Source organism: Pauljensenia sp. UMB3104 (assembly GCF_030217285.1).
In the GTDB taxonomy this organism is placed as follows: domain Bacteria; phylum Actinomycetota; class Actinomycetes; order Actinomycetales; family Actinomycetaceae; genus Pauljensenia.
In genome coordinates this window covers 95,302-108,151 of sequence record NZ_JASONN010000007.1, presented here as the reverse complement: position 1 = coordinate 108,151, position 12,850 = coordinate 95,302, and the positions used below count along the sequence as shown (strand labels likewise).

The window sequence follows — 12,850 nt, the reverse complement described above, 5'->3', positions numbered from 1 at the left end:
TGCGTCATGGGGGACTTGAACCCTCAACCCGCTGATTAAGAGTCAGCTGCTCTGCCAATTGAGCTAATGACGCGGGGTACTTTCGCCAGCCGGAGCCGGGAAAGCTGTGCGTCATGGGGGACTTGAACCCTCAACCCGCTGATTAAGAGTCAGCTGCTCTGCCAATTGAGCTAATGACGCGGGGGTTTTGCAACCGAGAGATAAATATACAGGCGTGGCATGCTGCGCGCAAGTTATCCAGGGGTGTCGTGGCCTATGTCGCACGCGTGGCGTGAATCTGGTGGACTGACGTTAACGAGTCTCGCGCAGGGGTGGGCAGTGAGCGGGCAGACTCGGACACTTACAATGGGATCGCGGATGAAAGGGGAACGTCATGTCGGACGCGTCGAGCGCGTATTCCACCGTCGTGGAGGACATTCTCAAGCTCGTGTGGAGCGCCGAGGAAGCCGGGCGCGACGGCGTCAAGCCCAAGGATGTCTCCGAACACATGGGCGTCGTTCCCTCGACTGCGACGGAGAACATCCAGCGCCTGGCCCGCCAAGGCCTCGTGACGCACGAGCGCTACGGCAGAGTGCGTCTGACCCCGCAGGGGCGTGCGATCGCCCTGGGTATGGTGCGCCGTCACCGACTCCTCGAAACGTACCTGCACGAGGCCCTGGGGTTCTCATGGGACGAAGTGCACGAAGAGGCGGAAATCCTTGAGCATGCTGTCTCAGATCGGCTCCTCGATCGCCTCGACCGCGTGCTGGGCTACCCGACCCGTGATCCCCACGGGGATCCGATTCCGCGTGCCGATGGCTCCAGTGATGGCCTCGCCGGTAGCCCTCTCGATGAACTCGACGCTGCGGCTGGGGGAATCGTCGACCGGCTGCCTGACCGCGACCCCGAGGCACTTCGCGCCTGGGAGGAGATTGGCCTCGTTCCCGGCGCTCGCATCGCTGTCGTCGCTACCGGAGCCGACGGCGTGACGGTCCTTCTCGACGATGGGCAGATGCTTCTCCTGGATCCCTCCCAGGCCTCGGGCATTATCGTCCGGGACTGAAGACGTCGGGGCGAACCTCCTGTAGCGGGTTCGTTTGCGCCTGACGCATCCTCATTGACGAGGCCCGGGTACGACCCAGCCCACCTGACCGATGGGGCCGGGTGGGCTGGGAGCGCCCTCGTGGGGCGCACAGGCGGGGAGCGATGGCACTCAGGCGAGCGCAGCGGATCCCATCGACGGGGGCACGTGTGCGCCGTGGCCTGCCGACAGGAGAGCCTGACGCAGCGCCGTCATCGCGCTATCGAGCTCCTCATCGGTGGCCGGCGCCGCCTTCGAGAGCAGCACGTCGGACTCGTCGCGCAGAGGAATCACGTGCAGGTGCGTGTGGGGGACCTCGAAGCCGGCGATGACGAGGCCGGCGCGCGGGACGTCAAAGGCCGCCTTCTGGGCGAGGCCGATCGCGCGCGCCACCTTCATCAGGTGCGCGGCCACGTCGGAAGGGGCGTCGGTCCACGCCTCGTAGGAGGTGCGCGGAACGACGAGAACGTGCCCGGGGGAGGTGGGTTCGATCGTTGCGAAGGCGACGCACAGGTCGTCTGCCCACACGAAGCGTCCGGGCCAGACGCCCGTGATGATGTTGTCGAAGACAGTGCTCATGCGACTATTGTCACCTATTTGCGTCCGTTTCGTACGGTCATCGCATCCGGCGGGGCGCGCGGGCGTGAACTACCCTGGTGGGGAGTATTGTTACGCGACCCATCGTTAAGCGAGGAACGCACAGATGAGCGAAAATCCGCAGAGTGCCCCGGCCCAGCGCTACACCGCTGAGCTCGCAGGCCAGATCGAGACGAAGTGGCAGGACCGCTGGGAGGAACTGGGCACGTTCTACGCGGACAACCCCACGGGCGACCTGGCTGGCCCCCTGGCCTCCCGCAAGCCCTACTTCATCCTCGACATGTTCCCCTACCCCTCGGGTAAGGGCCTGCACGTGGGGCACCCGCTCGGATACATCGCGACCGATACGCTCGCGCGCTACCGCCGCATGAAGGGCGACAACGTCCTGTACACGATGGGCTACGACGCGTTCGGCCTGCCCGCCGAGCAGTACGCCGTCCAGACCGGCCAGCACCCGGCTATCACGACGAATCAGAACATTGCGAACATGCGCCGCCAGCTGCGCCGCATGGGCCTGTCCCACGACTCGCGCCGTTCGTTTGCGACGACCGACATCGAGTACGTGCACTGGACGCAGTGGATCTTCCTGCAGGTCTTCAACTCGTGGTTTGATCCGCAGGCCACGGCACCCGACGGCTCCCAGGGCGCTGCCCGCCCGATCAGTGAGCTGGTCGCCAAGCTTGAGTCCGGCGAGATCCGCCCGGAGGATGGCTCCGACTACAACTCCCTGGACCGCGCAGCCCAGGCGAAGGTCGTCGACTCCTACCGCCTCGCCTACGTCTCCGAGGCGCCCGTCAACTGGTGCCCCGGCCTGGGCACGGTTCTGGCCAACGAAGAGGTCACCGCTGACGGACGTTCCGAGCGCGGCAACTACCCGGTCTTCAAGCGCAATCTGCGTCAGTGGATGATGCGTATTACCGCCTATGGTAAGCGCCTCGCCGATGATCTCGACACGATCAATTGGCCCGAGAAGGTGCGCACCATGCAGCGCAACTGGATCGGCCGCTCGGAGGGTGCGACCGTGCGCTTCGACGTGCCCGGCGCGCGCGAGGCTGGCGCCTCCCTCGACTCCCTGGACGTCTACACGACGCGCCCCGATACGCTGTTCGGCGCGACCTTCATGGTTGTGGCTCCCGAGCACCCGATCCTCGGTGGAACCGTTGGCGGCGACGCCGGCGACGAGGCTGCCCTCACCCTGCCCGCCTCCTGGCCCGAGGGCACGAAGGACGCCTGGACGGGCGGCGCTGCCTCCCCGAAGGAGGCCGTGAGCGCCTACCGCGCCCAGGCCGCAGCCAAGTCCGAGGCCGAACGTGCCGACGAAGAGCGCACCAAGACCGGCGTGTTCACCGGCCTGTTCGGCATCGACCCCGTCAACGGCCGCGAGATCCCGATCTTCGTCGCCGACTACGTCCTGTGGGGCTACGGCACCGGTGCCATCATGGCCGTGCCCGCCCACGACGACCGCGACTGGGCCTTCGCCCGCGCCTACGACCTCGACATCGTGCGCACGATCGGCCCCGCCGACGACCCCTACGGTCCCGACCTTGAGGCCGGCGCGTACACGGGTGATGGCGTGGCCGTCGACTCCGCGAACGACGAGATCGACCTGAACGGCCTGGCCAAGGACGAGGCCAAGGCCGCCATGATCGAGTGGCTGGCCTCCAAGGGCCTGGGCCACGGCACCGTCACCTACCGCCTGCGTGACTGGCTCTTCAGCCGTCAGCGCTACTGGGGCGAGCCTTTCCCGATCGTGTGGGACGAGGACGGTGTGGCGCACGCCCTGCCCGAGGAGATGCTCCCGGTCGAGCTGCCCGAGGTCAGCGACTACAGCCCGCGCACCTTCGATCCGGATGACGCCGATTCGTCTCCCGAGGCTCCGCTGGGTCGCGCCGAGGAATGGGTGAATGTCACCCTCGACCTGGGTGATGGTCCCAAGCGCTACCGCCGCGAGACCAACACGATGCCGCAGTGGGCGGGCTCGTGCTGGTACGAGATGCGCTACACCGACCCGACGAACTCCGAGCGTTTCGCCGGCGAGGAGAACCTGGCCTACTGGATGGGTCCGCGTGAGGGTAAGGTCAGCGGCGGCACCGACATGTACGTCGGCGGCGTCGAGCACGCGGTTCTGCACCTGCTCTACTCGCGCTTCTGGCAGAAGGTCCTCTTCGACCTGGGCCATGTGCCCGACTCCGAGCCCTACCACACGCTCTTCAACCAGGGCTACGTGCAGGCCTACGCCTACACGGACTCGCGCGGCCAGTACGTGCCCGCCGACGAGGTCGAGGGCGACGAGACCAACGGCTTCACTTACAAGGGCGAGCCAGTGGGCCGCGAGTACGGCAAGATGGGCAAGTCCCTGAAGAACATCGTCACTCCCGACGAGATGTACGACGCCTACGGTGCCGACGTCTTCCGCGTGTACGAGATGAGCATGGGTCCCCTCGACCTCTCGCGTCCGTGGGAGACCCGTGCGGTCGTCGGTTCCCAGCGTTTCCTCCAGCGCCTGTGGCGTAACGCCGTCGATGAGGAGACCGGCGAGGTCACCGTGTCCGATGCGCCCTCGGACGACAAGACCCGTCGCCTCGTGGCCCGCACGATCGCCGAGGTCACCGAAGAGTACGAGAACCTGCGCATCAACACCGCGATCTCCAAGCTCATCGTCCTCAACAACCACCTGACCAGCCTGGACGCCGTCCCGCGTGACGCGATCGAGCCCCTGATCCTCATGCTCGCCCCGGTCGCCCCGCACCTGTGCGAGGAGCTGTGGAGCCGACTGGGTCACGAGGCCTCGCTGGCTCGCGAGCCCTTCCCGGTCGTCGAGGACGTGTCTTTGCTGGTCGAGGACACGGTCACGGCCGTCGTTCAGGTCAACGGCAAGGTGAAGGCCCGTATCGAGGTTGCCCCCTCGATCTCCGAAGAGGACCTCGTCGCGGCTGCCCTGGCTGAGGCTCCGATCGTCAAGGCCCTCGGCGGCGCGGAGCCTCTCAAGGTGATCGCCCGCGCACCGAAGCTGGTTAACGTCGTCGTTAAGAAGTGAGGTCGCATGCCTGAAGGCGATGCAGTCCGTCGCCTAGCCGGTACCCTCGACGAGCTTTTCGTCGGGGGTATCGTCTCGGCCTCGTCCCCGCAGGGGCGCTTTGCGTCCTCCGCAGCCCTCCTCGATGGGTGGGTCATGCAGCGGGTGCGAGTGCACGGCAAGCACATGTTCATTGGGTTCGTCCCGCCCATCCCGGGTGAGACGTACGAGGCCGGTGTGTCCCTCCTGGAGGGCGCCGCGGCGGGCAGCGGGGAGCCGATCCTCGGTGAGGACGCCCCCTGGCCGGACCGCTGGGTGCACATCCACTTGGGGCTGTACGGCTGGTGGCGCTTCAACGGCGATGAGACCGTCGTCGACGAGGGCCACGGTGTCGCTCACCGTATCCCCAACGTCGCGAAGGGGGAGTGGAACGGCCACTCTGAGACCCGCTGGGGCGAGGGCTTCGGCGAGTCCAAGGCAGGGGAGTGGGAGCCGCCCGAGCCGGTCGGTGCCGTGCGCCTACGCGTGTATAACGACCACGCGGTCGCCGACCTGATCGGACCGAACCGCTGCGATCTCATCACGGATGAGGAACGCATCAAGGCGGAGTCGAAGCTGGGCCCGGATCCCCTGGATGCCGGGGCGCGTTCGGATGCCGAGGCCATGGAACGTTTCGCCCAGGTCGCTCATTCCAAGAAGCGCGCGATTGGCGAGATTGTTATGGATCAGTCGATCATCGCGGGTGTCGGTAACATCTACCGCGCCGATGCTCTCTTCCTTGCGGGTATCTCGCCGCACCGTAAGGGCGCGAATATTTCGATCAAGCGCCTGCGTGAGCTCTGGGTCCTCATCTGTGACCTGATGAACCGCGGCTTGGCCGCCGGTCGCCTGGACACGATGGATCCCGAGGAGGCCCCCAATCCGCCGATCGAGGGGGACGAGGAGGCCTCGCGCTGGTACGTGTATCACCGTACGGACCGGCCGTGCCTGCATTGCGGGACGCCGATCCGCGAGGCGCTCATGCAGAACCGACGCCTGTTCTGGTGTCCGTCCTGCCAGCGCTGAGCGCGCGAACACGCCTCAGGGGAGTGCGGGCCGACAGGCTCGCACTCCTCGCCCTTTGTCAGGCGATCTCTTCGAATCCGAGCACCGAGTAAAGTTCACGGGCTCCGCCGTGACGCCTGTCGAGGCGCAGGGCGAGAGAGTCGAATCCCCACTGCGAGCAGCGCGTGGCGACCTCGGAGACGAGGGCTGTCGCGATGCCGCGCCTGCGGTAATCGGGGGCGACGATCAGGTCGACCACGAAAGGCCCGTCGGGAGCATCATCCCAGGGGGATTCACGCACGACGAGGATTGCCCCGACGAGCGTCCCCCCGTCCCACGCGCCGATGAACGAGTCTTCCGTGGTCGCTCCGAATGCGCCCTCGAATGTCAGGCGTAGTTCCTCGGAGGTTTCCATGAGCGCCTCAGGCGTGACGTCGTCGTCGTACGCCTCGAGGGTGAGCACCGCGAGCGCGGGGATGTCGAATGTCGTGAGCGTGGCGATCTCAATACCCTGGGGGCGATTCGCCGCTGACAACGCGTCCAGTGGGGCATGTAGAGTTCGAGCTTCCATAAACCAACTATAGGTGAGGGCGCTCACTTTGTCACGGTTCGTGAACGGATTCTCACAGACCACCGGTGACGAGGGCGAACGTCCCTCAGATGTAGAGGGCGGGCTCCTCGAAGAAGTAGTTGGGATCGACGATCAGGTCGCGGTCGCGCGTGTCCTTCTCGGGCTTGGGGAGCAGGCGCGCGGGCACGCCAATCGCGACGTTCCCGCAGGGTACGTCCTTGACGACGACGGCGTTCGCGCCGATCTTGACGCCGGTACCCACGGTGATGGGGCCCAGGACCTTCGCGCCGGCGCCGATCATCACGTGATCTCCGACGGTGGGGTGACGCTTACCCGGAGTCATGGCGACGCCGCCCAGAGTGACTCCGTGGAAGATGACGACGTCGTTGCCGACCTCGGCCGTCTGTCCGATGACGACCCCCGTCGCGTGGTCGATGAAGACGCGTCGCCCGATGGTGGCCTCGGGGTGGATGTCCACGCCGGTGACGGCGCGGGCCATGGAAGACAGGACGCGTGCGGGGGTGCGGGCGCCGTGTGCCCACAGGGCGTGGGAGACGCGGTGGGTCCAGAGGGCATGCACGCCCGGGTACGTCAGGGCGATCTCCAGGGCGGACGTGGCCGCGGGGTCGCGGCGCTGAGCCGTGACGAGGTCCTCACGGAAGAGCCCAAGCGCCTTGGCGGGCAGGGCGCTTGACAGGGTCTTCGACAGGGCGCGTACGGTGAGCTTCACTTCGGTCCTCCTGGATGGTCGTCTGGGTCGGGAACGCACAGGTGGCCCCGGATATTCCATCCGAGGCCACCTTAGCGCGTGAACTGCGGCAGATCAGTCCTCGAGGCCGGCGAACAGCGCGGTCGAGAGGTAACGCTCACCCGTGTCGGGCAGGAGCGTGACGATCTTCTTGCCGGCCAGCTCGGGACGGGCGGCGACGGCCGCCGTACCAGCCAGGGCAGCGCCCGAGGAAATGCCCACGAGCAGGCCCTCTTCAGCGGCCGCGCGGCGAGCGAACTCGAGTGCCTTGGCGGTCTCGACCGAGATGACCTCGTCCACCAGGGAAGCATCGTAGGTCTCGGGCACGAAGTTAGGCATGAGGCCCTGGATGCCGTGCGGACCGGGGGTGCCGCCGGTCAGCAGGGGAGACTCAGCGGGCTGCACGGCGATGACGCGCACGTTCGGGTTCTTTTCCTTGAGGACCTTCGCGACGCCCGAGATCGTGCCGCCCGTGCCGACGCCGGCGACGAACACGTCGACCTGGCCGTCGGTGTCGGCCCAGATCTCCTCGCCGGTGTGCGCCACGTGGGCGGCCGGGTTCGCAGGGTTGGTGAACTGGGAGGCGATGATCGCGCCGGGACGCTCGGATGCGATGCGCTCGGCCTCGGCGACGGCGGCGGAGACGCCGCCCTTCGGGTCGGTGAGGACCAGCTCGGCGCCGAAGGCGCGCACGATTGCGCGGCGCTCGACGGACATCGAGGCGGGCATGACGATGACGACCTTGTAGCCGCGAGCGGCACCCACCATCGACAGGGCGATACCCGTGTTGCCGGAGGTGGCCTCGACGATGGTGCCGCCGGGGGCGAGGGCGCCCGCAGCCTCGGCTGCGTCGATGATCGAGCGGGCGATGCGGTCCTTCACGGAGGACGCGGGGTTGAAGGCCTCGACCTTGGCGACCACGTCGACGCCGTCGCCGGCCACGTGGTTAATGCGGACGAGGGGGGTGCCGCCGATCAGATCGGCAACGGTGGAGGCAATGCGAGCCATGAGGGGTCCTTCCATAGGCAGGTGTACCCCTGAATTGTCATACCCTGGTCGGATCCTCGTCTAGTTCAACCCGACGGGTTTCCACGTAGCGAAACTTTGCAACACCGGACGAGGCCTGGGCCAGGCACGCGTCAATGGCGTCTCGGTCGCTCGGATCGATCGCAATGCGTAGCGTGACGTCCGCGCCCCAGATCGTGTCGACGATCGCGGCTCCTCGCGCGCGCAGCTCGGCTTCGATGCGGCCTGCGTCCCCGGGGCTGAGGTGCGTTTCGAGGACGTCGCGCCCGACCAGGTAGGCGATGGGAGCTTGTGCAACGGCTTCGGACACGGACGTGGAGTAAGCACGTACGAGGCCTCCTCCGCCCAGGAGGATGCCGCCGAAGTAACGCGTGACGACTGCCGTGGCGTTCCAGGTATCGGAGGCGCGTAGGGCCTCCAACATGGGTGTGCCCGCCGTGCCCGAGGGCTCACCGTCGTCCGATGAATGCTGCAAAGGGGCGGCATCCGGCGGGTCGATGAGGTATGCGGAGCAGTTGTGACGCGCCTGAGGATGCTCGGACTTGACCGCGTCGATGAGCTCGCGCGCCTCCTCGGGAGTATCCGTCCTGGCGAGCGTCGTGATAAACCGGGAACGCTTAATCTCAATCTCGTGGGTGAGGAGCCTACCGGAGGCGAGCGTGCGAAGAACGGGCATGCGCCCAGTCTACCGAGAGCTCGCACCCGTCCGTCTGTAACCAGGATCGCAGGCGCGGAAGGCAACGCAATGTGCTTCAGCGCGCTGTTCGTGGTAGTCTTGTCGGGTTGTCGCCGTGCGCCCGCGTGGCGCACCGATCAGAATAGTCGTCGAGAAAGAAGAGGAGCGGTAAGACATGGCAGTTCCCAAGCGCAAGATGTCCCGTGCGAACACCCGCACCCGCCGGTCTACCTGGAAGGCTGATCTTACCGAGCTGAACACCGTCAAGGTTGCCGGCCGTGAGATCCGCGTGCCCCGCCGCCTGGCCAAGGCCTACAAGAACGGCCTCCTGGACGTCGAGGGCTGACCTCGCTTCCACACACGGGCCCGGGACTTGTCGTCCCGGGCCTTTGTCATGCCCGCAATCCCCGAGTGTGAGTCGTCGGCCCCTGCGATCGTCGGCGCACGCCCCATGAGAGAACCCGAGAAGGAACGCACATGAGCCTACCGACGACCATCCTTACTATGAGCGGGGGAGTGGGCCACGGCCTCGTCGCTGCATCCGCCACCGGAGGTACCGAGGACGCCATCGTCTCCCTCTTCCTGATTGCCGCTGCGGCAGCCGTCGCACCCCTGCTCTCGTCGCTCACCCACAAGCGTGTGCCGGACGTCGTCTGGCTCCTGATCTTCGGCGTGATTATCGGTCCGAACGTTCTCGGACTGGCATCCGTCACCGAGCCGATCTCCCTGTTCCGCGAGGTCGGCATGGGCATGCTCTTCCTCATCGCGGGCACCGAAATCGACGTACAAGAGGTGCACGGACGGGCAGGTCGGCGCTCGCTGCTTACCTGGCTGGTGTGCTTCGGCATCGGCTTGGCCGTGTCGTGGGTTGCGGTCGCCGCATCGGGAACGACGGGGGTCGCCACTGCGACGTACATCGCGCTGGCGATCGCGCTGACCTCAACGGCGCTGGGCACCCTCCTGCCCATCCTCATGGAGGCCGGCGTCATGGGGACCACGATCGGCAAGGCCGTCCTCGTTCACGGTGCCGTTGGTGAGCTCGCCCCCATTATTGCCATGTCGCTGCTCCTCTCCGCCCGTAGCCCCTGGGCGTCGGCAATCATTCTTCTCGTGTTCGCGGTGGCATCGGTCGTTGCCGTCGCCCTTCCGACGCGTTTCATCCTGAAGCACCCCGCGTTCGGGCGGACGATCCTGCACGGAGCGCAGACCTCGCAAAAGACACTCATGCGCGTCGTCATGGTTGTCCTCACCGGCCTTATGGCCCTGTCTGCGGTCATGGAACTGGATATGGTGCTCGGCGCGTTTGCTGCCGGCATCATCGTGCGGGCGCTGGCACCCGGCAACTTCACGATGGTCGAGGGGGAGCTGCGTACGCTTGGCTTCTCGTTCCTCATTCCGCTGTTCTTCGTCACCTCGGGCATGAACATTTCGCTGAGCGCCGTCGCGGGCTACCCGTCCCTGCTCGTCGCCTTCGTTGGCGCGATTCTCGTGGTGCGCGGCGTCCCCATCGTCCTGATGGAACGCTTCTATGGATCGATCGAACGAGTCGACTGGACGGACGCGACGCGCGTTGGCCTGTACGGGGCGACGGGCCTGCCCATCATCGTTGCCGTCACCGAGCTGGGAGTCACGACGGGCGTCCTGCCCTCGTGGCTCGCCTCCCTGCTGGTTGTTGCTGGCGCGATGTCCGTGCTCCTGTTCCCGCTCCTCGCGTTCCTGCTTGGGCGCGGCAGTGGAAAGGCGCGCTAACCTCCGCTAGTCTTGCAGGCGGCGCACCGCGCCACGCCTCCGTAGCTCAATGGATAGAGCAAGGGCCTTCTAATCCCGAGGTTGCAGGTTCGAGTCCTGTCGGAGGCGCCAGCTTGTGATGCGGGGCCCGCGACGAAGCATCTTGTTGGTCGCTATGTGGCCGCCCGAACCGGAGCAGCGTGGCATAATGGGGGGAGCCGAACAGTTGCCGCTGTTCGACTCCCCGGTTTCCGGGATGGTCTTAGCTCCCCATCAGGGTGCTAAGCAGGAATGCAATCGCCCAGATCAGCTGCGGCAGTGTCGTGATCACTGCTACAGCGATCTGGGCTTTCTGCTTCCTGTCACAACCTCGCCGCCGTCGAGGCTAGCGATGGTCTTTAGCCATTGCCCAGTCACCTCCTCTCATCGGAACCGCTCCCCGGCAGGAATACAGGTGTCCCGGGGCGGTACCGTGGAGGCAGCTCTATCGTCCCACTGCGTACAGTCATCTCGGGTTAAACGACAAAACGTGGGTTAAAGGACAAAACGTGTTGGTTTTGTGCTGACTTTTCGGCTTGCTGGTGCGGGAAAATCAACATTGAAGGTGGCTGTTTCATCGTGGGGTTATGAATAGCCCCAAATGCCCAGCGTGTGGGCGAACGCGTGGTCGAACGCGTGGGCCAACGCGTGGCCCGGTATGGGCGCTCAGGTTCAGGGGTGCAGTTCAAGAGCTGACCAGCCGGGGTGCCGATAACGCTGGTGAGTCCTCGTGATGACGGGTGTGCGCTGCGGGGCTGCCTCGCGCATGTGGATAGGTTACGGCGATGCGGATAGGTTACGACGATGCGGATAGGTTAATAGGCTATCCGTATGCGCATAACCTATCCGTATGCGCATAACCTATCCGCGAACGCGCTGGATGAAGTGTGCCGCGGGGCCCAAGCGGAACTTCGGATACGATCCCGTGCAGCACCGCGGCTGGGGAGTACAGTCCGACCCGTGGGATGCGGGTGGGGTAGGCCTGCGCCTCCGAGTGCAGCTCGCTGCGGGCGTGTCTAGCACGCTCACAGGCCGTGCGACGATGTGAAGCCTCGTGGGGCACAGCCAATACGAATGACCATCATCCTCACTGTCGACATGAGATGGACGCTGTCACAAACTCCCGTTCCGTGGACCCCTTGTGCGTCACCCACGCGAAGGCGGACATACTGGGGGCATGAACGCACGAACGAACATCACCCGTCGCATGTGCGGGTCTATTCGTGCCCGAATGTGCAGCTGACGCCGACGTCCGCCATTCCCTAGGCTGACCCCACTCCCAAAACCCGCGCCGATGCGCACCCACGTGAGGGCTAGCCGCAACACGAGAGTTACATCGTGCCCTTCTCCGACGACGAATACGCCTGTCCCTGCACCCACGACCACGAGCCCACGCTCCTGTCCTTCGAGGTCATGCCCCCGCGCAAGCCCTCCCTGGAGGAGCCCTTCTGGAACACGGTTGATCAGCTGCTGCGCGTGCGCCCCGACTTCATGTCCGTTACCTATGGTGCCGGCGGCAAGGACCGTTCCAACGCCCGCTCGACGGTCCACCGCCTCGTGCGTGACACCCCGATTCAGCCGATTGCCCACCTGACCTGCGTGGGTAACTCGACCGAAGAGGTTGTCTCCACCGTCTACGACTACCTTGATTCCGGTGTTCGTACCTTCCTGGCTCTGCGCGGTGACCCGCCGGTGGGGCAAGAGGACTGGGAGCCCGGGCCAGGCGGTGTCGGCAGCGCCACCGAGCTCATCCACCTCATCCGCACTGTCGAAAAGCGCCGCTGCGATGCCCATCCGGGCGAGGCCCTGCGCTCCGCGTTCAAGCCGCTGACCATTGCGGTGGCCACCTTCCCGGCGGGTAATCCCGCCGCCGGGACTACGCCCGCGCAGGAAGTCGAGCGACTCCTCGTCAAGCAGGCTGCAGGCGCATCCTTCGCGATCACCCAGCTCTTCTGGGATGCCGAGGTCTACGCCTCCTTCGTCGAACGCGCCCGCCGTGCTGGCGTCACGATCCCGATCGTGCCCGGTCTGCTGCCGGCCACCGACCCGGCTCGCTTGCGTCGCGTCCAGGACCTCACCGGCATCGAGGTCCCCGAATACCTGCTGACGACGCTGTCGGACTACCCGCACCAGGAGGCGCGCGACGAGTTCGGCGCGGTCTTCGGCTCGCGCCTCTTCCACTCCGTCCTCGATGCTGGCGCGCCCGGCGTCCACCTCTACACCTTCAACAAGGCCAAGCCCGTCCTGGACATCCTGGCCCTGCTGGGAGTCACACCCGACTCGCTGCGTCCCGGCGCCTCGACCCCCGATACCCGCGCCTAAGCGCACCACCATCCACCCTGCGG

The 12,850-nt window shown here is 66.0% G+C and carries 11 protein-coding genes and 3 tRNA genes; 7 read left to right on the top strand and 7 right to left on the bottom strand.

What is annotated here, in order from left to right:
* A tRNA-Lys gene (locus QP415_RS05535) sits at window positions 1-73 on the bottom strand.
* 34 nt (window positions 74-107) lie between these two features.
* A tRNA-Lys gene (locus tag QP415_RS05530) sits at window positions 108-180 on the bottom strand.
* 193 nt (window positions 181-373) lie between these two features.
* Here QP415_RS05530 and QP415_RS05525 point away from each other — a divergent pair.
* Complete coding sequence (locus tag QP415_RS05525; RefSeq protein WP_016461134.1) at window positions 374-1,042, top strand: metal-dependent transcriptional regulator; 669 nt, start codon at window positions 374-376, stop codon at window positions 1,040-1,042.
* 150 nt (window positions 1,043-1,192) lie between these two features.
* On the opposite strand, the gene QP415_RS05520 is transcribed toward QP415_RS05525, so the two are convergent.
* On the bottom strand, window positions 1,193-1,639 hold the full coding sequence (locus tag QP415_RS05520) for an HIT family protein (protein WP_285099245.1): 447 nt from the start codon (window positions 1,637-1,639) through the stop codon (window positions 1,193-1,195).
* 124 nt (window positions 1,640-1,763) lie between these two features.
* On the opposite strand from QP415_RS05520, the gene QP415_RS05515 reads away from it, so the two are divergent.
* Together QP415_RS05515 and QP415_RS05510 are read left to right on the top strand one after the other, a co-directional pair.
* Entirely contained in the window at window positions 1,764-4,694 is a 2,931-nt protein-coding gene (locus tag QP415_RS05515; protein ID WP_285099243.1) for a leucine--tRNA ligase, read from the top strand.
* 6 nt (window positions 4,695-4,700) lie between these two features.
* Entirely contained in the window at window positions 4,701-5,738 is a 1,038-nt protein-coding gene (locus QP415_RS05510; RefSeq protein WP_285099241.1) for an Fpg/Nei family DNA glycosylase, read from the top strand.
* Between the two features lie 58 nt (window positions 5,739-5,796).
* Here the strand turns inward: QP415_RS05510 and QP415_RS05505 are convergent, their stop codons facing one another.
* From QP415_RS05505 to QP415_RS05490, 4 genes are all read right to left on the bottom strand, one after another.
* Window positions 5,797-6,288, bottom strand: coding sequence for a GNAT family N-acetyltransferase (locus QP415_RS05505; RefSeq protein WP_034475260.1), 492 nt, complete (start codon window positions 6,286-6,288; stop codon window positions 5,797-5,799).
* A gap of 85 nt (window positions 6,289-6,373) precedes the next feature.
* Complete coding sequence (epsC, locus tag QP415_RS05500) at window positions 6,374-7,018, bottom strand: serine O-acetyltransferase EpsC (RefSeq protein WP_285099238.1); 645 nt, start codon at window positions 7,016-7,018, stop codon at window positions 6,374-6,376.
* 93 nt (window positions 7,019-7,111) lie between these two features.
* Window positions 7,112-8,044 carry a cysteine synthase A gene (gene cysK, locus QP415_RS05495; protein ID WP_016461128.1) on the bottom strand — a complete coding sequence of 311 codons (933 nt, stop codon included), beginning with the start codon at window positions 8,042-8,044 and terminating at the stop codon, window positions 7,112-7,114.
* Between the two features lie 37 nt (window positions 8,045-8,081).
* On the bottom strand, window positions 8,082-8,738 hold the full coding sequence (locus tag QP415_RS05490) for a YigZ family protein (RefSeq protein ID WP_285099236.1): 657 nt from the start codon (window positions 8,736-8,738) through the stop codon (window positions 8,082-8,084).
* A 175-nt stretch (window positions 8,739-8,913) separates the two neighbouring features.
* Between QP415_RS05490 and rpmF the strand changes: the two genes are divergently transcribed.
* The 4 genes from rpmF (at window position 8,914) to QP415_RS05470 (ending at window position 12,827) form a co-directional block, all read left to right on the top strand.
* Window positions 8,914-9,084, top strand: coding sequence for a 50S ribosomal protein L32 (gene rpmF / locus QP415_RS05485; RefSeq protein ID WP_003792889.1), 171 nt, complete (start codon window positions 8,914-8,916; stop codon window positions 9,082-9,084).
* A 131-nt stretch (window positions 9,085-9,215) separates the two neighbouring features.
* Complete coding sequence (locus QP415_RS05480; protein ID WP_285099230.1) at window positions 9,216-10,487, top strand: cation:proton antiporter; 1,272 nt, start codon at window positions 9,216-9,218, stop codon at window positions 10,485-10,487.
* A gap of 35 nt (window positions 10,488-10,522) precedes the next feature.
* Window positions 10,523-10,598, top strand: a tRNA-Arg gene (locus QP415_RS05475).
* Window positions 10,599-11,843: 1,245 nt separating this feature from the next.
* Complete coding sequence (locus QP415_RS05470) at window positions 11,844-12,827, top strand: methylenetetrahydrofolate reductase (RefSeq protein WP_285099228.1); 984 nt, start codon at window positions 11,844-11,846, stop codon at window positions 12,825-12,827.
* Window positions 12,828-12,850 lie beyond the last annotated feature (23 nt).